Source organism: Methylobacterium sp. E-005 (genome assembly GCF_022829725.1).
Taxonomy (GTDB): Bacteria; Pseudomonadota; Alphaproteobacteria; order Rhizobiales; family Beijerinckiaceae; genus Methylobacterium.
On the sequence record NZ_JAKSYG010000238.1, the window covers coordinates 20930 to 39470 of the forward strand.

The 18541-nt window shown below is 70.5% G+C and carries 18 protein-coding genes; 14 read left to right on the top strand and 4 right to left on the bottom strand.

The genetic code is table 11. From position 1 onward, the window contains the following. Positions 1-103 precede the first annotated feature (103 nt). From hisN to MKK88_RS28785, 4 genes are all read left to right on the top strand, one after another. Positions 104-892 carry a histidinol-phosphatase gene (gene hisN / locus MKK88_RS28770; protein WP_244005972.1) on the top strand — a complete coding sequence of 263 codons (789 nt, stop codon included), beginning with the start codon at positions 104-106 and terminating at the stop codon, positions 890-892. A gap of 148 nt (positions 893-1040) precedes the next feature. Next, a complete protein-coding gene (locus tag MKK88_RS28775; protein WP_244005974.1) occupies positions 1041-2156 on the top strand; it encodes a hypothetical protein in 1116 nt (371 codons plus the stop codon). An 85-nt stretch (positions 2157-2241) separates the two neighbouring features. After that, positions 2242-3687 carry a YcjX family protein gene (locus tag MKK88_RS28780; RefSeq protein WP_244005975.1) on the top strand — a complete coding sequence of 482 codons (1446 nt, stop codon included), beginning with the start codon at positions 2242-2244 and terminating at the stop codon, positions 3685-3687. 31 nt (positions 3688-3718) lie between these two features. After that, the gene (locus MKK88_RS28785) at positions 3719-4744 is read left to right on the top strand and encodes a YcjF family protein (protein ID WP_244005977.1); all 1026 of its coding nucleotides are present in this window, start codon (positions 3719-3721) and stop codon (positions 4742-4744) included. A 3-nt stretch (positions 4745-4747) separates the two neighbouring features. Here the strand turns inward: MKK88_RS28785 and MKK88_RS28790 are convergent, their stop codons facing one another. From MKK88_RS28790 to MKK88_RS28800, 3 genes are all read right to left on the bottom strand, one after another. Further along, the gene (locus MKK88_RS28790) at positions 4748-4972 is read right to left on the bottom strand and encodes a hypothetical protein (RefSeq protein ID WP_244005979.1); all 225 of its coding nucleotides are present in this window, start codon (positions 4970-4972) and stop codon (positions 4748-4750) included. A gap of 106 nt (positions 4973-5078) precedes the next feature. Further along, entirely contained in the window at positions 5079-5633 is a 555-nt protein-coding gene (locus MKK88_RS28795) for an RBBP9/YdeN family alpha/beta hydrolase (protein ID WP_244005981.1), read from the bottom strand. A 46-nt stretch (positions 5634-5679) separates the two neighbouring features. After that, positions 5680-6753 carry a UV damage endonuclease UvsE gene (locus tag MKK88_RS28800; RefSeq protein WP_244005983.1) on the bottom strand — a complete coding sequence of 358 codons (1074 nt, stop codon included), beginning with the start codon at positions 6751-6753 and terminating at the stop codon, positions 5680-5682. 128 nt (positions 6754-6881) lie between these two features. Here MKK88_RS28800 and MKK88_RS28805 point away from each other — a divergent pair, with 128 nt between their 5' ends. The 3 genes from MKK88_RS28805 to MKK88_RS28815 all read left to right on the top strand — a co-directional run bounded on the left by MKK88_RS28805 (position 6882) and on the right by MKK88_RS28815 (position 9879). Further along, positions 6882-8075 carry a YihY/virulence factor BrkB family protein gene (locus MKK88_RS28805; protein ID WP_244005989.1) on the top strand — a complete coding sequence of 398 codons (1194 nt, stop codon included), beginning with the start codon at positions 6882-6884 and terminating at the stop codon, positions 8073-8075. 68 nt (positions 8076-8143) lie between these two features. Continuing rightward, complete coding sequence (gene msrB, locus MKK88_RS28810; protein WP_244005995.1) at positions 8144-8554, top strand: peptide-methionine (R)-S-oxide reductase MsrB; 411 nt, start codon at positions 8144-8146, stop codon at positions 8552-8554. A 320-nt stretch (positions 8555-8874) separates the two neighbouring features. After that, a complete protein-coding gene (locus tag MKK88_RS28815) occupies positions 8875-9879 on the top strand; it encodes a hypothetical protein (RefSeq protein WP_244006001.1) in 1005 nt (334 codons plus the stop codon). A 114-nt stretch (positions 9880-9993) separates the two neighbouring features. Here MKK88_RS28815 and MKK88_RS28820 read toward each other — a convergent pair whose 3' ends face one another. Beyond that, positions 9994-10422 (bottom strand): L,D-transpeptidase, encoded by a 429-nt coding sequence (locus MKK88_RS28820; protein ID WP_244006003.1) that lies wholly within the window; start codon positions 10420-10422, stop codon positions 9994-9996. Positions 10423-10670: 248 nt separating this feature from the next. Between MKK88_RS28820 and MKK88_RS28825 the strand changes: the two genes are divergently transcribed. From MKK88_RS28825 to MKK88_RS28855, 7 genes are all read left to right on the top strand, one after another. Continuing rightward, positions 10671-12044 (top strand): dicarboxylate/amino acid:cation symporter, encoded by a 1374-nt coding sequence (locus MKK88_RS28825; RefSeq protein WP_244006005.1) that lies wholly within the window; start codon positions 10671-10673, stop codon positions 12042-12044. Further along, positions 12044-12970: an ROK family protein gene (locus tag MKK88_RS28830; RefSeq protein ID WP_244006011.1), complete on the top strand. Its 927-nt coding sequence runs from the start codon at positions 12044-12046 to the stop codon at positions 12968-12970. The genes MKK88_RS28825 and MKK88_RS28830 overlap by 1 nt, the downstream gene beginning before the upstream one ends. Before the next feature lie 278 nt (positions 12971-13248). Continuing rightward, a complete protein-coding gene (locus tag MKK88_RS28835) occupies positions 13249-15006 on the top strand; it encodes a hydrogenase maturation protein (RefSeq protein ID WP_244006013.1) in 1758 nt (585 codons plus the stop codon). Positions 15007-15106: 100 nt separating this feature from the next. Next, the gene (locus MKK88_RS28840; RefSeq protein WP_244006015.1) at positions 15107-16003 is read left to right on the top strand and encodes a bestrophin family protein; all 897 of its coding nucleotides are present in this window, start codon (positions 15107-15109) and stop codon (positions 16001-16003) included. Positions 16004-16178: 175 nt separating this feature from the next. Continuing rightward, on the top strand, positions 16179-17189 hold the full coding sequence (locus MKK88_RS28845) for an ArsR/SmtB family transcription factor (protein ID WP_244006021.1): 1011 nt from the start codon (positions 16179-16181) through the stop codon (positions 17187-17189). 45 nt (positions 17190-17234) lie between these two features. Next, positions 17235-18155, top strand: a complete 921-nt coding sequence (metF, locus tag MKK88_RS28850) for a methylenetetrahydrofolate reductase [NAD(P)H] (RefSeq protein WP_244006032.1) — start codon at positions 17235-17237, stop codon at positions 18153-18155. 97 nt (positions 18156-18252) lie between these two features. Beyond that, positions 18253-18450, top strand: a complete 198-nt coding sequence (locus MKK88_RS28855) for a hypothetical protein (RefSeq protein ID WP_244006034.1) — start codon at positions 18253-18255, stop codon at positions 18448-18450. Positions 18451-18541 lie beyond the last annotated feature (91 nt).

Genomic DNA, 18541 nt, shown 5'->3' on the forward strand with positions numbered 1-18541 from the left:
ACCGTTCCGGCCCCAGGGACTTGACGGCCGGGGGGACGCACCGGTTTCGTCGGGCATCGACCGGGCGATCAGGCCGGCTGCAGATGAACAAGGAAGTGATCCGATGAGCGTCGTCGAACTCGGGCGGTTCCTGGACGATCTCGCAGACGCCTCCGGGCGGGCGATCCTCCCGTTCTTCCGCGCCCAGTTCGGCCTCGACGACAAGGCGCGCAGCGGCGCGCCGTTCGATCCCGTCACCGAGGCCGACCGGGCCGCCGAGGTCGTGCTGCGCACGATGATCGGCCAGACCTTTCCGGCCCACGGCATCCTCGGCGAGGAGTTCGGCTCGGAACGCACCGACGCCGAATGCGTCTGGGTCCTCGATCCGATCGACGGCACCCGCTCCTTCATCGCGGGTCTGCCGACCTGGGGCACCCTGATCGGCCTGACCCGCAATGGCGTCCCGGTGCGCGGGATGATGCACCAGCCCTATCTCGGCGAGCGCTTCACCGGCGACGGGAAGAGCGCCCGGCTGCGCGGCCCCGCGGGCGAGCGTACGCTGCTCACCCGCCGGTCGGCCGATCTCGGTCAGGCGATTCTGGCCACGACGGATCCGCGCCTGTTCGCGGCCGGCGAAGAGACCGAGCGCTTCCGGGCGCTGGAGGGGCAGGTGCGGATGTCCCGCTACGGCGCCGATTGCTACGCCTATTGCATGCTGGCTGCGGGCCAGATCGATCTGGTGGTGGAGGCGGGGCTGAAACCCTACGATATCGTCGCGCTGATCCCGATCATCGAGGGGGCCGGGGGGCGGGTCACGGCCTGGGACGGCGGCTCGGCGGCCGGGGGCGGCCGGGTCGTGGCGGCCGGCGATCCGCGGCTGCACGCGGCCGCGCTGAGGGTGCTGAACCCGTGAGGGTGGGGCGGCTGGCTGTATCGCGCGCCGGCATTGCGGCGGGAGGCATGAACGCGCACGCGGATGACACGCGCCGCCTCTACACCCTCCCCCGCAGAGGGGGGCGGGATGACGCCGCGCCTGCCCAAAGCCTTCAGGGCCGATCCGCGTGCTGCTGAACGCCCTCGTCCTGCTGACCAGCCTGATGCCACCCGCAGCGGCGCGCGTGGAGGGCCTCCTGCGCATCCCACCGACAGTCCCGGTGGTCGCCGTCGCCACCGAACCGGCTCCGCGTTTCGACCCCGCAACCCGCTCCGTCTCCAACTGGCACGCCCAGACCGGCGCGCAACTTACGCCCCGCGCCCTCGCCCTCACGGCCTCGCTGGCGCAGGATCCGCCCTACGTCGCCCGCTGCGTGCGGCTGAACAACGGCTGGTGCATCAAGTCGGCCCGCTGGCCCGGCGAGATTGGCGCCGATGCGGAGGGCCACACCGCCTTCGCCACCCTGGATGACGGGGCCGACGCGGCGGCGAGCCTGCTGCGGCGCTACTACCGCGACTATAACCGGCATACGGCCCTCGCCATCGTGCGCCGCTGGGCGCCGGCCGAGTGCCGGATGGCGTCCGCGCAAGCGGGCGGTGGAGTGAAAGCGCCGGCCGTGACGACGGCATTGGCACCCCGGGGTCTGGGACGGACGCTGCGCGCGCGCTTCCTCGCGAAACATCGCCCCGGCGGCGCACCCCGGGGTCGGGCGGCCCTGCGCGTGCAGCCGTGGTCGCCGCTCGCCCGCATGGCCGGCCGGTCCGCCCGACGCCCGACCGTTCCACACGTCGCAGCGCTCCGATCCGTGCCCGACATCGCGTCCGATATCACCCCCTCCATGCGCCCGGCCCGGAGCGTCGCCGATCCGTCGGCGCTCCTCGACCGGAAGGCGGACGGCCGGGTGCCGAGCGCCGACCGGATGGTTGCCGAATCTGCGCTCCTGCCCGCCATCGCGGCGGGCCTTCCGGTCCTCGACCTGCGCCTGCCGGCCCCGCTCTGCACGGGCGACGAGACCCGCATCCAGGCCTATGCCGCCCGGATCAGCGGCAGCGTCGGCCTGAAACCCGGCGACGACCTCGACCTGTTCGGTCCGGACGGCGTCCCGCGCGCCAACCTCGCGCCGGTGATGCTGGCGATGTCGGCGGTGGAACTCGGGACCCTCCGGGCCGGCCCCGACCTCGTCGCGGGGGCGATCGCCCGGCTGAGACCGCCGACGCCGGCCGCCGGAGGCACGCCGCCGTAACGACAAGCCTTGCGGTTCGGCCCAAGGCGCGCCACCTCTGCCGCGCCACCTCTGCCCCGCCTTTTCCCTCACGACGAGCCCGCCCGTGCCCCTGACCGACCTTGCCGCACGCGCCGGCTCGGCCGTCAAAGCCTTCGCCGAAGCCTCGCACGACCTGCTGATCCAGCCGACGCTCCGGCTCGGGGTCACCGGGCTCGCGCGCTCGGGCAAGACCGTGTTCACGACGGCGCTGATCCACCACCTGGTGGAGACCCACGCCCTGCCGGCCTTCGCGCCCGCGCAGGAGGGCCGCTTGCGCCGCGCCAAGCTGGTGCCGCAGCCGGACGACGACGTCCCGCGCTTCCCCTTCGAGGAGCATTTCGGGACGCTGACCGAAGCAAGGCGCTGGCCGCGCTCCACCGACCGGATCAGCCAGTTCCGCCTGGAGATCGCCTACGAGCGCGCCGCCGGCTGGCGCACCGGCCCGGCGACCCTGATGCTCGACGTGGTCGATTATCCCGGCGAATGGCTGCTCGACCTCGCGCTGATCGAGACCAGCTACACGGCGTGGTCGCGCGCCACGATCAACGGCACCCGCCGCCCCGGCCGCGCCGCGGTGGCAGCCCCCTGGCTCGACGCGCTGAAGGGGTTCGACCCGAGCGGCCCCCTCGACGAGATCGCGGCCGAGAGGGCGAGCGACGCGTTCAAGCTCTACCTCGAAGGACTCCGGGCCGGGCCGGAATCGGTGGCGACGACGCCCCCGGGGCGGTTCCTGATGCCGGGCGACCTCGCGGGCTCGCCGGCGCTGACCTTCGCGCCCCTCGATCGCCTCCCCGAGAGCATCGCCCCCGACAGCCTCGCCGGGCTGATGGAGCGGCGCTTCGAGGCCTACAAGAGCAAGGTCGTCACCCCGTTCTTCCGCGACCATTTCCAGCGGGTCGACCGGCAGATCGTGCTGGTCGATGTGCTCTCGGCGGTGGATGCTGGCCCGACCGCGCTTGCCGAGCTGGAGGAGGCGCTGGACGCGGTTCTGCTCAGCCTCAATATCGGCCGCAACACGGTGCTGTCGCGGCTGTTTGCCCCCCGGGCCGACCGGGTGCTGTTCGCCGCCACCAAGGCCGATCACCTCCACCAGACGAGTCACGACCGGCTCGACGCCCTGCTGCGGCTCCTCGTGTCGCGGGCCATGCGGCGGACGGAGGCCGCGGGCGCCCGGGTCGGCACCGTGGCTCTGGCCTCCGTACGGGCCACCCGGGAGACCACCGTCCACGACGGCGCGGAGATCCTTCGGGCGGTCGCCGGCACGCCGGAGGCCGGCGAAGTGGTGGGCGACGAGGTGTTCGACGGCAACAGCGAGGCCGCGATCTTCCCGGGGGAACTGCCCGCCCGCGCCGAAGCCGTGCTGGAGGGGGCGGTGGAGCCCGGCTCCCTGCGCTTCCCCCGCTTCCGCCCGCCGCTCGTGCGGTCTGACGGCCTCGGCCGCCCGGGGCATCTGCCGCAGATCCGGCTCGACCGGGCGATGCAGTTCCTGATCGGGGACAAGCTGGCATGACGATGTCTGTGAGTCTGCGGAGCCCTCCTCCATGACCTCGGGCCAGAAACCCCGCGCCTTCCGGATCACGCCGGAGCCGCCGTCGAACGCGAGCGTGACCACCACGCCCCTCTCCCCCGGGCCGCAGACCCGGATCGTCGAGGAGCCCTTCGAGATCGTCGATGCCGCCGACGGCGTCGCAGTGCCGGTGGCGCCCAAGCGCCGCTCGCCCTGGGGGGCGCTGTTCCTGTCGGCGATGGGCGGCCTCGTCTCGCTCGGGATCGGCCTCTCGATCGAGCGGATGATCGCCGACCTGTTCCAGGCCGCGCCCTGGCTCGGCTGGGTGGCGCTCGCGCTGCTCGGCCTCGCCGCCCTGGCGCTGCTGGCGATCGTCGTGCGGGAACTCGCCGGCCTGCGGCGGGAGCGGAAGATCGAGCGCCTGCGCCAATCCGCCGTCGATGCCCTGAGCACCCGCGACCACACCGGCGCGCAGGCGGTGGTGCAGGCGCTCTCGGCCTTCTACGCCGACCGCGACAGCCTCTCGGCGGGCCGCGCCCGGATCGACGCCGCCGCCGACGCGATCCTCGACGTGGACGACCGGATCGGGCTCGCCGAGCACGAATTGCTGTCCGGTCTCGACCGGCAGGCCCGCAACGCCATCGCGGCGTCGGCCAAGCAGGTCTCGGCGGTGACGGCGCTCAGCCCGCGGGCGATCGTGGACGTGGCCTTCGTGGTCTTCGCCGCCGTGCGGCTCCTGCGCCGGATCGCGGCGATCTACGGCGGGCGGCCCGGCTTCCTCGGCTTCCTGCGGCTGGCGCGCGCGGCCGTGGCGCATCTCACCGTCACCGGCGGAATGGCGGTCGGCGAGAGCGTGATGCAGCAGGTGCTGGGCCTCGGGATCGCGGCCCGGATCTCGGCCAAGCTGGGGGAGGGGGTGCTCAACGGGCTGATGACCGCCCGGTTCGGGCTCGCGGCCCTCAACGTCTGCCGGCCGCTCCCCTTCGTGCGGGAAGCGCCGCCCCGGCTCGCCGACGTCGCCGGGGAGCTGCTGCGCGCGGCCGAGACCGAATCGAAATAAGGGCTACTTGGCGCCCGCGGCCCGGCGGTTGGCGATGCGGGAGAACATGTTGCCGGTATAGTCGGCGACCTTGGGCTTCTCGACCTCGCCGACCTTCGCCTCGAAGGCCTCGATGCGCTTGAGCAGCGCCACGTCGTTGAACAGGGAGCTGTTGAAGTTCGCCTGGGCCCGGGGTCCAAGGGCGGTTTGGACCGCCTCGAGTCGTTCCAGAAGCTCTTTGCGCGTCACGATTCTCTCCCGGAGCGGCTTCGGGCCGAAGGACCGCCCGCGGCCCCCACTGAAGGGGGGTGGTGGTAAACGACGCGTTAACACGGCCCGTGACACACCCGCCGGGTTACTGAAGGCCCTTCAAGAACCCCGCGAGCCGCATCAGCCCCTCAGGCCACGGCCCGTGCCCGCTCGCCACGTTGATGTGGCCGGACTCGCCGGCGTCGACGGTCAGCGAACCCCAGGCATGGGCGAAGTCGTTGGCGCGGTCGTAGGCACAATAGGGATCCGTCCGGCTGGCGACGAGCAGCGACGGAAAGGGCAGGGGGTCCCGGGGTACCGGCGCGAAGGCCCGCACCGAATCGGGCAGGCCTGGTGCCTCCTCCACGTCGGGCATGGAAACCAACAGGGCGCCGCGCACCACGCCCGCGGGGAGCAGCGGCACGGCCTCGACGCTCGCCACCACCCCGAGGCTGTGGGCGATCAGGATCACCGGCCGGGTCGCGGCCGCGACCGCCTCGGCGATCCGGCCGCACCACGCCTCGGGCGTCGGTGCGTGCCAGTCGTCCTGCGCGACCACGCGCGCCGTGGCGAGGCGCCCAGCCCATCGGGCCTGCCAATGGTCCTCCTCCGAACCCCCGAGGCCCGGGACGATCAGGATGTCGCAATCGGCCGTCTTCATGCGGGATTGCCTAAAGCGGTCGGGCCGAGGCGTCGAGACCGTCTCGTCATTCGGCGGCGATCGGCGCGGCCTGCTCAAGCGCGGCGATGTGGGCGGCAATCTGCATCGAGGCCCGGTTCTTCGCCTTGGCCTCGATCTCGAAATCCGCCCAGACCAAGTGGCGGGCCACGAGGTCGTTCACCGCCCGGTTCCACATCAGGTCGGAATGGGCGGCGAGGTCCCGGACCGCGTGGCCCGCCGCGCGCAGGGCCGGGAAGTCGGGCAGGGCCTCCGGATCGGAATCCGCGATCACCGCTTCGCGGGACACGCTGATATGGGCGATCGGCCGGACCCCGCGCCAGGAGTCCTTCACCCGGACGATGCGGGGCTCGTTGGGTTCGAGATATTCGCCGCCGCTCTGAACCCAGTGGTGGTGCAGATCGAGCACCACCGGGACGATGTCGGCGAGCTGCAGCACGGCGTCGAGGCCGAACACGTTCTCGTCGTTCTCCACCGTGATGAGGTCGCGCGCCACCTGGCTCGCCTTGGGCAGGGTCTCGCGGAAACCCTCGACGCCAGGGTCGCCGGCGCCGACATGGATGTTGATATGGGCGCCGTGCGGGTGCCAGCCGCCGCCATAGCCCATCCGGTCGAAGATCTCGGCGTGGTAGTCGAGTTCCGACAGCCCGTTGGCGATGGCCGCCGGATTGCGGCTCGCCAGCAGGCAGAACGGGCCGGGGTGGAAGCTCAGCCGCACCCCGAGCCTGCGCGCCAGGGTACCGGCCTCCGCGAGGCCGCGATCGACCAGAGCCACCATCTCGGGCTCAGCATAGATCGCCTGCGCGATCGGATGGGTGTAGCCCGGCAGGACGTTGCTCGCCATGCGCAGCAGCCGCTCCAGGGGCGGGCGGGCGCCGACCCAGGCGATCTGCCGGGCGAGCGCATCGAGGTTGTGCGCCACGAGGCCGGAGAGCTTCGCGTGACGGGCTGCCGGTTCCAGCTTGGTGAGATAGGCCATCGTCACGCTGGTCAGGTTCATATGGAGCGTCGCCTCACGCTCCGCCTTGAGCGTGGCATGCGTGCCGGGCGGCTCGTCCAGGATGAACTTGCAGCAGAAACCGAGGCGGGGCTGATCGACCATAAGACGCACAACGCGCGTGAAGCGTTTGCGTCCCAGCGGGAAGGGCGAAGATTGGCGGAACGGCAGCGGCGCGCCGACGTTGGGCCCCGTGAGCGCGGCAGTTCCGCGCGCACGGCCCGTCTCGACCCATGACCCCGCCGCCCTCGCGTTCGACCGGACCGTCTGAAACAGGCTCGATCCTGTGGATTCTGATGCTCGGGTCGGCCCTGGTCACCCTGGCTGCGGCCCGGCGGGGTGAGCCGGTGCCGCAGGCGGCCGCTGAGCCGATGGACGAACCCGCGTCCCCGCGCGCGGAACGCGCCATCGAGAAAGCGCGGAAGGGCGTATCACCGGGCGCGCGCTCGGTCTCCGGCCGCGCCGCCCAGCTCACCGTGGCGACACAGCCCGAGCGCGGCCGCGCCGCCGCGACCCCGTCCGAAATGACGCGGGCCGGCTGGAAGGACATCGCGGTCCGGGTCTACCTGGAATTCAACAAGGATCGGGTCCTGGCGGTCGCCGCGGGGGTCACCTTCTACACCCTCCTGTCGCTGTTCCCGGCGATCGCCGCGCTGGTGACGTGCTACGGTCTGTTCGCGGACGTGACCGTCATCAACGATCACCTCGCGCAGCTCCACGCGGTGCTGCCCTCCGGGGCGGTCGAGCTGATCGGCGATCAGGTGAAACGCATCGCCGCCAAGGGCAGCGGCTCCTTAAGCGTGACGTTCTTCTCCAGCCTGCTGCTGTCGATCTGGAGCGCCAACGCCGCCATGAAGGCGATGTTCGACGCGCTGAACGTGGTCTACGAGGAGGAGGAGAAGCGCAACTTCTTCTGGCTCAACCTCCGCTCACTGACCTTCACGATCGGGGCGCTGCTGTTCATCATCATCGCACTCAACGCCATCGTCGTGGTGCCGGTGATGCTGAACTTCTTCGGGCTTGGCTCGACCGCGTGGCTCCTGGCGGCCCTGCGCTGGCCGGCGATCCTGATCGTGCTGCTCGGCGGTCTTTCGGTCCTCTACCGGTTCGGCCCGAGCCGGGAGCACGCCCGCTGGCGCTGGGTCGGGGTCGGCAGCGTCGTGGCGGGGCTGCTCTGGCTCGCCGCCTCGCTGCTGTTCTCTTGGTACGTCGCCAATTTCGGCACCTACAACGAGACCTATGGCTCGCTCGGCGCCGTCATCGGCTTCATGACCTGGATCTGGATCTCCTCCACGATCGTGCTGCTCGGCGGCGAGATCAACGCCGAGCTGGAGCACCAGACCGGGCACGACACCACCACGGGGGCGCCCCTGCCGATCGGGCAGCGGCGGGCGCGCATGGCCGACACGGTGGGTGCGGCAGCCTGACCGTAAGCGGCAGGACTGCCGAATATTCCGGCTTGCACCTATATGACGGTGCGACAAGGGAGATTGCCATGGCGGATACGCCGATCACCAACCCCGATGCCCGCAGCGACACCGAGTGGCGCGAGTCCCTCACGCCGGAGCAGTACCGGGTCCTGCGCGAGCACGGCACCGAGCGGGCCGGCACGAGCTGCCTGCTGGCCGAGAAGCGCCCCGGCACCTTCACCTGCGCGGGCTGCGGCCAGCCGCTGTTCGAGCAGGGCACCAAGTTCGAGTCCGGCACCGGCTGGCCGAGCTTCTTCGAGCCGATCGAGGGCGCCGTGGCGACCACCGTGGATCGCAGCCACTGGATGGTGCGGACGGAGGTGCATTGCGCCCGCTGCCAGGGCCATCTCGGCCACGTCTTCGACGATGGGCCCGCGCCCACCGGCCTGCGCTACTGCATGAACGGCGCCGCGATGAATTTCGAGCCGGCCGGCTGAGGCGACAGCGTCCCTTTAACCTGGGATGCGAAAGTTGGGCGCAAAGGCGGGATTGCGGGGACAGGGCGGGCGGCGACCGAGTCCTGTCCCCGGATCGGTCTTGATTTCGGCACGTTTTTGCTTAGCGCTTTATTCTCTCATGTTGTCGCTGCCTGGAGTTCGGCGACGGAAGTGGTTGGGTACGGTCCAATACGGCGTTGCGGTTCCGCTTATACGCCGCGTGAAGCCGTTCCACTTGCCTCCTCGCGTCCGGGCCGGCGATCCGAAGGGTGTCCGCCGGCTCGGCGCGCCGCCGACCAAGCGGGAGGGGTATTGAATCCATGAGCACCGTTCGCCGATTTCTGGTCGCCCCATCCCTGGTCCGCCTGATCCGCAAGGAGCGCGGCGGCGCCCGCATCACCGAGGGGCATTTCGCGCCGCAGGGCGGCCGGTCCTCCTTCGTGCGGGTCGACGGGCAGCAATGCCAGCTGGTGCTGGTGAACAAGGGTCCGGACGGCATCCTGGTCGAGGAACGCACCGACGTGCCGCGCGCCCATGGCGACGCGCTCCTCGACGTCTGCCCCGGCAAAGCCGCCTACGACCGCACCACGATGACGATCGGCGGGCGCGAGATCGCCATCGACCGTTACGTCACCCCCGGCAGCCTGGACCTCATCAGCGTCGCCTTCGACAACGACGGCGATGCGGCCGGCTTCCCGACACCGAGCTGGTTCGGGCGTGAGGTCAGCGGCGAGCCGGCTTTCGAGCGGCAATCCCTGGCGATCCAGGGTGTACCGGCCCAGGAGGAGGTCCCCCTGAGCAACGCGGCCTTGGACGCCGTGCTTGACCTGATCGAGCCGCGCTTCGGCTTCGGCCGCTATGGCAGCAGCGCCCGGTCCGCGGAGGCGGACGAGGGTGCGCTCGGCGCGATGCGCCGTATCGTGGCGCCGCCCCCGGCTCCGCAGCCCGTCGCGGCTCCGCCCGTCCCCGCCGCGCCGGTGGCGCCGCCCGCGCCGGAGCCCGTCGAGGCCGCCCCCGTCGCCGCGGAGCACGTCGAGCCGGAGCCCGAGCCTCATGTCGAGCCGGAGGCGCCGCCCCCCGCACCGGAGCCGGCTCCGCAGCCCGTTCATCAGGAAGCCCCGGCGGCGCAGGCCAGTGCCCCGGATTCCCTGCACGGCGACACCCGGATCGACGACGTGATCGAAAGCCTGTCGCAGGCGCTCGGCGCGGCGATCCATCAGCAGCCGGAGCACGGGGCCGAGGGCAAGGATGGGAAGGGCGAGGATCCGGGCTCGATGTTCGAGCGCTGGACCGTACGCCCCCGCCGCAGCCAGCAGCAGACCTGAGGGTCGCACCGGCCAGATCGGCGCGAAGCGCGAGACACGGGCCGCGGCGCATGACGCACCGCGGCCCTTCCCATGCGGACGGATGCCTCGTTCAGGTGTCCTCACCGAGCGTCGTCAATTGCGGATCACCACCGCCGCGCCGCCGCGGTTGCGGGCGAGGCTGAACAGGGCAGCCGCGTGGCCGGGCGAGAGCCGGATGCAGCCGTGGCTCGCCCGGCGCCCGAGGGCGCCCGTCGCGTAGGTTCCGTGGATGGCGTAGCCGCCGCGGAAGAACATCGCGTGCGGCATCGGCGAGCCGTGATACTTGTGCGAGCGCCACATCGGCGCCATCAGCCCGACCCGGAACCGGCCGTTGGGCGTGCTGTAGCCGCGCCGGGCGGTGGAGACAGGCCAGTCATAGGCGGGATAGCCGTCGACGAAGACGCGCATCCGCTGGCGCCCCTGATCGATCTGTGCGACGACGCCGGCCGTGGCCGGGGCGGACAGGGAACAGGCCAGCAGACCGCCGAGCAATGCGCTCCCAGCCCAATGACGTACAGCCACGGAAAATCTCCGGAATGCCTGCGAAAGCCGTGCGGCGGACGGCGAAATCCGGCGGCGATGGAAAACTGAGCCGCGGTTCTAGGGATGAGCGCGATTATCGGGCGGGAGAAGTACTTCAGCGCGGGGATCGACAGGTTTTTGTCACGGTTGGTTCCCGGTAGATTACCGAGCTGCCGTTGAGGCGCCGGACGATAGCCGCTAGCGTGCCGGCACATCGGGAGGGTGCGCGGCAGTCGCACGGATAGGACATGGCACAGGCAATCCACGCGACGAGTCCGGCCGCGGCGCCCCGCGAGCCCTGGTACAAAGTTCTCTACATTCAGGTCCTGATCGCCATCGCGCTCGGTGTCCTGCTCGGGTGGTACGACCCAGCCGCCGGCAAGGCGATGAAGTGGCTCGGCGACGCCTTCATCGGCCTGATCAAGATGATGATCGCGCCGATCATCTTCTGCACCATCGTGCACGGCATCGCGTCGATCGGCGACCTGAAGAAGGTCGGCCGTGTCGGCCTCAAGGCGCTGGTCTACTTCGAGGTGGTCTCCACCGTGGCGCTGCTGATCGGCGTCCTGGTCGGCGAGGTCATTCGGCCCGGCGCCGGCTTCAATGCCGACCCGTCGAAGCTCGACGCCAGCAAGGTGGCGAGCTACGCCAACAAGGCGGCGGCCGATTCCACGGTCGCCCACATCCTGGCGATCATCCCCAAGAGCTTCCTAGATCCCTTCGCCACCGGCGACCTGCTCCAGGTGCTGCTGATCTCGATCCTCACCGGCGTCGTCGTGACGGGTCTCGGCGACCGGGCCGCGTCCGTGAACCACGCGATCGACACCGCCGGCCAGATCTTCTTCCGGATCATCGGCATCGTCGTGAAGCTCGCCCCGATCGGTGCCTTCGGCGCCATGGCGTTCACCATCGGCGAGTACGGCATCCAGAAGGTCTACGACCTCGCATGGCTGGTCGGCACCTTCTACGTCACCGCGATCCTGTTCGTGGTGGTGGTGCTCGGCGCGATCGCCCGGGTCGCCGGGTTCTCGATCCTGCGCTTCCTGGCCTACATCAAGGACGAGTTGCTGATCGTGGTCGGCACATCGTCCTCCGAGACGGTGCTGCCGCAGCTCATGACCAAGATGCGCCGCCTCGGCGCCTCGGATTCGGTGGTCGGCCTCGTGGTGCCCACGGGCTACTCGTTCAACCTCGACGGCACCAACATCTACATGACGCTGGCCACGCTGTTCCTGGCGCAGGCGGTGGGCGCGGATCTGACGATCAGCCAGTACGCGACCATCATCCTGGTGGCGATGCTGACTTCGAAGGGCGCCTCGGGCGTCACCGGCGCGGGCTTCATCACCCTGGCGGCGACCCTCTCGGCGATCCCCAACAGCCCGGTGCCGGTGGCCGCCATGACCCTGGTCCTCGGCATCGACAAGTTCATGTCCGAGTGCCGCGCGCTCACCAACCTCGTGGGCAACGGCGTGGCCTGCGTGGTGGTCAGCCGCTGGGAGGGCGAGCTCGACGTGGCCAAGCTCAACGAGGTGATGGCCCACCCGGTCTCCATCGGCACCCACATCACCGACCAGTCGCCGCAGCCGATGGCGACGGACGGCAAGGTGGCCGCCGCCGAGTGATGGCGGCGCCAACGCTGCGGGCGCGCCTCGGCATCGATCTCGGCGGCACCAAGATTGCCGGGATCGTCCTCGACCGGACCGGGGCGACGCTGGCGGAGGCCCGGACGGCGGCCCCCCGCGGCGATTATCGAGCCACGATCGAGGCGGTGGCGGGCTTGGTCCTGCACCTGGAAGCCGCCGCGGGCACGCCCTGTACGGTCGGTATCGGCATGCCGGGGAGCCTGTCCCCGGCGACCGGCCTCGTGCGCAACGCCAATTCCCATTGGCTCAACGGGCATCCGTTCGCGGCGGATCTCGCGCTGCGCCTTGAGCGGCCGCTGCGGATCGAGAACGACGCCAACTGCCTCGCCGTCTCCGAGGCGATCGACGGCGCGGGCGCGGGGGCACGCGTCGTGTGGGCGGTGATCCTCGGCACCGGCGTCGGATCGGGCATCGCCATCGATGGGCGCGCGCTGACGGGCCGCAACGGCATCGCGGGCGAGTGGGGTCACGGCCCGCTGCCGGGAGCCCGGGACGACGAGCGGCCCGGCGCATCCTGCTATTGCGGTCGCCACGGCTGCATCGAGACGTGGTTGTCCGGCCCGGGCCTCGCAGCGGACCACGCCCGGCGGCACGGTGGCGACCTGACCGCCGAGGCGATCGTATCCGCCGCCCGGTCCGGCGCGCCAGAGGCACGGGCGACGCTCGCCGCCCATCTCGACCGGCTCGGGCGCGCGGCCGCGCAGGTGGTCAATCTGCTCGACCCGGACGTGATCGTGATCGGCGGCGGCCTGTCGCGGATCCCGGAGCTGATCGCAGGCCTGCACGCGGCGATTGCCCCCCACGTCTTCTCCGACGCCTTCGACACGCCGGTCCGGGCGAGCCTGCACGGCGACGCCTCGGGCGTGCGCGGCGCGGCCTGGCTGTGGGACGCGGACCCGGCCTGACGCCTCCTCCACAGCGGAAACCGGCCCTCCGAGCGCCCCCGCGCGGCCGGAACGATCTGTCGGAGCCATCCGCGCGAAGATCCGCTCCGCCCTCGACACCTTGATCGAAGTCAACGCACAGCTTAGGTTCGCTTGACGTTGACACTTCGATCGATTCGGTATGTATTTTTCCGGATCTAACTCGAAGATATGCCAATTGTACATTAGAAATACAATAAATTACCGGGAAGACGTCCGAGATAGGTTTGGCTACAGCCAAATTCAGGTCGGATATTCTGATGCGCGTGCTTCTTGTCTCCTCGGCGTTCAACAGCATGACGCAGAGGTTCTTTGTCGAACTCTCGGATGCCGGCCACGAGGTGGCTGTCGAGATCTTTGGTGGCGACGAGGATCGGCTCACTGACGCATTCGCGACGTTCCGCCCGGATCTGACCATCGCCCCGTTCCTCACCCGGGCGATCCCGGAGCGATTGTGGCGCTCCTACCTCACGCTGATCGTCCATCCGGGGATCGAAGGTGACCGCGGCCCCTCGGCACTCGACTGGGCCCTGCAGGAGCGGTGGGACGTCTGGGGCGTGACCCTGCTGCAGGCCGAGGCCGACATGGATGCCGGCCCGATCTGGGCGACGCGGACCTTCCCGCTGCGCCAAGCGCCCAAGAGCAGTATCTACCGCCGCGAGGTGATCGACGGCGCCGTGGCCTGCCTGTGGGAGGCGCTGGCCAATCTCGAAAACCCCGGCTTCCGCCCGCGGCCGCTCGACTACGCGGCCCCCACGGCGTTGGGCCGGCTGCGACCGTCGATGAAGCAGGCGGACCGCCGCATCGACTGGAGTCGGCACGAGACGGCCGAGATCCTGGCGCGCATCCACGCGGCCGACGGGGTGCCGGGCGTCCTCGACGAGCTCTACGGCCGGCCGGTCTACCTGCATGCGGCCTGCGCCGAGCCGCGCCTGCGGGGCGAGCCGGGCGCGGTGATCGCCCGGTCCGAGAGCGGGGCGATCTGCCGGGCGACGGTGGACGGTGCGGTGTGGATCGGCCGCCTGAAGCCGAAGCAGGAGGGTGGCATCAAACTCGACGCCGTACAGGTTCTGGGCGACGCGCTTCCCGCGGACCTGGCGGTGATCGCCCCAGCGGCGGAGCTGGCCTATCCAAACCCGGTCGAGGAGGTGCGGACCGAGCGCCAGGGCGACATCATCCGCCTGCGCTTCGACTTCCACAACGGCGCAATGAGCACCGCCCAGTGCCGCAAGCTCCGGACGGCGTTCGAGCAGGCGCGGGCGCATTCGCCCAAGGTCATCGTGCTCGCCGGCGGTGACGATCTCTGGTCGAACGGCATCCACCTCAACCAAATCGAGGCGAGCACGGATGCCGCCGCGGAATCCTGGGCCAACATCGTGGCCATGGACGACCTGATCCGCGCAATCATCCTGGCGACCGACACGGTCGTGGTGGCGGCGGTCGGTCGCAATGTCGGCGCCGGCGGCGCGATTCTTCCGCTCGCCGCCGATGTCGTGCTGGTCCGCGAGGGCGTGGTGCTCAACCCGCATTACCGCAACATGGGCTGGCTCTACGGTTCGGAATACTGGACCTATCTGCTGCCCCGCCGGGTCGGGTGGGAGCGCGCCGTCGCGCTGACGGAAGGCTGCCTGCCGATCAGCGCCCGCCGGGCCGCGGAAATCGGCCTCGCCGACCGGGTGATCGCCGCCGAAGGGTTCGATCTGGCCGTGCAGGCCTGCGCCGTCGCGCAGGCGCAGGATCACGCCGCGATCATCGCGCGCAAACAGGCGGTGCGCGAAGCCGATGAGATACAGCGCCCGCTGGCGCAGTATCGGCGTGCGGAGCTGACGCAGATGTACCGGAACTTCTTCCAGCCGGAGTCCCCCTACCACCGGGCGCGCAACGCCTTCGTGTTCAAGCGCCCCGCCTGCTGGTCGCCGGCCTCCGTCCGCCTGCTCGCCGGCACGGCGGAGGCGGCGGGAAGCGCGCCGCCGACCCGCTCCGACCTCTGCCGGCCGCCGGAGGCCGTGGGCTTCTGAGGCATCCGGCCGCCCGCTCTGACGCAGACGTGTTGGACCGGCGGCCTTGCGGGCGCGGGAGGGGCGGGGCAGGAGGGCCACGCCTCAGCTCCGATACCCCATGATCGTCCGCACCCGGCCCAACCTGCTGACCCTGCTGTTCACCCTGCGGGGCTCGATCCTGCCGCGGGTGGCCCCGAAGCTCGTCGGCATCGTCCTGGTGTCCTGCGCGGTGGTGTGGGCGGAGGCGCATTGGCCCGCCTTCTTCCCGGTCAGCGCGGGGGTGACACCGTTCACGGTGGTGGGACTCGCGCTCTCGATCTTCCTGAGCTTCCGCAACAACGCCTGCTACGAGCGCTGGTGGGAGGCCCGGAAGCACTGGGGCAGCCTGATCGGCGAGGTGCGCAACCTTGCCCGCGTCCTGCCGGCTTTGTTGCCCGACCCGGACGCAGCGCCCCAGCTCCGGCGGCTCTCGGCCTTCGCGCATGGCCTGCGCGCCCGCCTGCGCGCCCTCGACGAGGCTGCGGCCGTGGACGGGAAAGCCCCCGGATCGGACCTGTCCGGCCCCAACGCCACCGACGCGGTGCTCGCCGCCATGACCCGCGACCTCGCCACTTCCATGCGCGCCGGCCGGCTCACCGACATCCAGTTCGGGCTCCTGGAGGCGCGGATCGAGGCCCTGTCGGGGGTCCACACCGCCTGCGAGCGCCTCGCCAATACGCCGTTGCCCTTCGCCTACACGCTGCTCGTCTACCGGACTGCGTGGCTCTACTGCCTGCTCCTGCCGGTGGGTCTGGCCGGCTCCCTGGGCTGGGGAACGCCGATGGTGGTGGCGCTCGTCGCCTACACGTTCTTCGGCCTCGACGCCCTCGGCGACGAGCTGGAGGAACCCTTCGGCACCGAGCCGAACGACCTGCCCCTCGACGCCATGGTCCGCACGGTCGACCGGATCGTCCACCACGCACTCGGCGAGCCGATGCCGGAGCCTCTGCGTCCGGACGGCTACTGGTTGCGGTAGTTCTCGGGTTCCCAAAGGGCGAGCCCTTTGGCGGGGTGTCGAGGCAGGGCCCCGATATCGGGCTTCGCCCGAACCCAGCAGGGTTCCACCCTGCACCCGCGAAAGGTCTCGGACCTTTCGAAACCATGGCGTTTCGCGCTTGCGCCCGGCGTGAAACGCACATAAACATATCTTTATGTCTATCGAAGCCGAGCGAGAGGCGGGATCGATTCCCTTTCCGGAGGCCCTGGGCGTCCTGCGCGCAGCCGCGGAGGAGACGCGCCTGCGCATCCTGGCGCTGCTCGTCGAGGGGGAGCTGTCGGTCTCCGACCTCACCGACATCCTCGGCCAGTCGCAGCCGCGGATTTCGCGCCATCTCAAGCTGCTGGTGGAGGCCGGCCTCGTGGAGCGTCACCGGGAGGGCGCCTGGGCGTTCTTTCGGCTGGCCGAAGCCCGCGCCGGGCTGGCCGATCCGCTCCTGTCGGGTCTTGATCGGACTGCGCCGCCCCTTTCGGAGGATCGCGCCCGGCTCGACGCCGTGCGGGCGCAGCGGGCCGAGACGGCCCAGACCTTCTTCGCGCGGCTTGCGCCCAAATGGGACGAGCTGCGCTCCCTGCACATCTGCGAGACGGTCGTCGAGGCGGCGGTGCTCGATGCGCTGGGCGACCGCCCGATCGGCAGCCTGATCGATCTCGGCACCGGCACCGGCCGGATGCTCGGCCTGCTAGCGCCGCGCGCGGCCCGCGCCACCGGACTCGATTCGAGCCACGCGATGCTGTCGGTCGCCCGGGCCAACCTGGAACGGCAGGGCCTGTCGCGGGTCGATCTGCGGCAGGGCGACATCCATGCGCCGCCGTTTGCCCGGGCGAGTTTCGACCTCGTGGTGGTGCATCAGGTGCTGCACTACCTCGACGATCCGGCCCGGGCCCTGCGCGGCGCCGCGCGGCTCGTGGCGCCGGGGGGCCGGTTGCTGGTGGTGGATTTCGCACCCCACGAGCTGGAATTCCTACGGACCGGCCAGGCCCACCGGCGACTCGGATTCTCGGCCGATCAGGTCTCCGGCTGGCTCGCCGAGGCCGGACTTGAGACAATCGCCACCCGCGATCTGGCGCCCCGCGAAGCGGGGCAGCTCACCGTCACCCTCTGGCTGGCTCAGGACGGGCTCGCCGACACCATCACCGAACAGCCCCAGCGCGCCGTCGCCTGAGGCCAAACCCATCGTCTGAACTGACCGATAGAGAGGACGAGATTGATGCGCCGCTCCACCCACCGCGCCAGCCGCGACGGCTACCACCCGATCCGCGTCTCGATCGAGTTCTTCCCGCCGAAGACAGACGAGATGGAAAAAATCCTCTGGGCCTCGATCGAGCGCCTCGCGCCGCTGCAGCCGAGCTTCGTCTCGGTGACCTACGGCGCCGGCGGCTCGACCCGCGAGCGCACCCACAACACGGTCGCCCGGATGGTCCGCGAGACCAGCCTGAAGCCCGCGGCCCACCTCACCTGTGTGGACGCCTCCCGCGAGGAGATCGACGCGGTGGTCCAGTCCTACTGGGATGCGGGCGTGCGCCACATCGTGGCTTTGCGCGGCGACCCGGCCGAGGGCGTCGGCCATGCCTACCGGCCGCATCCGGAGGGCTACGCCTCGACCGCCGAGCTGGTCGAGGGGATCAAGCGGATCGGCGACTTCAAGGTCTCGGTCTCGGCCTATCCCGAGAAGCACCCCGAGGCGGCCTCGCTCGATGCCGACATCGACGCCCTGAAGGCCAAGGTCGATGCCGGGGCCGATCAGGCGATCACCCAGTTCTTCTTCGAGAACGAGATCTATCTGCGCTACCTGGAGAAGGTCCGGGCGGCCGGGATCACGATCCCGATCATCCCGGGCATCCTGCCGGTGCAGAACTTCAAGCAGGCGGCGAATTTCGCCCGCCGCACCGGCGCCTCGGTGCCGTATTGGCTGGCCGCCCGCTTCGAGGGGCTCGACGACGACAAGGAGACCCGCCGTCTCGTGGCCGCCGCGGTGGCGGCCGAGCAGGTGCTCGACTTGGTGGATGAGGGGGTCAACGACTTCCACTTCTACTCGATGAACCGCTCGGATCTCGTCTACGCGATCTGCCACTTGCTCGGCCTGCGCGCCCAGGCGCCGAAGCTGGCGGCCGCGAAGGCGGCGGCTTAAATTCAGGCTGCGCCCGGTTCGGGCGCGGCAGGGGGTTTTTCGCGATGGCCGAGCCGCAGGATCAGGTTCTTCCGCTCTTCGGGAGATGAGGACCGAAATGCAGACGAGCTTTGCTGATGTCCGCCGGCGTTTCGAAGCTGTCGATGCGCGCTTCGACCGGTTGGAGCGTCGGTTCGACGATCTGCAAGAAGCGGTGAACGGCGAATCGGTCCTTGGCCGCTACGCCGCAGCAAGGGTCGAAGAACGCCTCACCGCGATCGAGAAGCAGCTCACAGCACTGGAAACGGCTGGCTGACCGCAGCCGACCCGTAACACCCGAACATCCCACCCTCCACCTCATCCTGAGGTGCCGCGCCAGCGGCCTCGAAGGAGGGCTCCAGGGAACA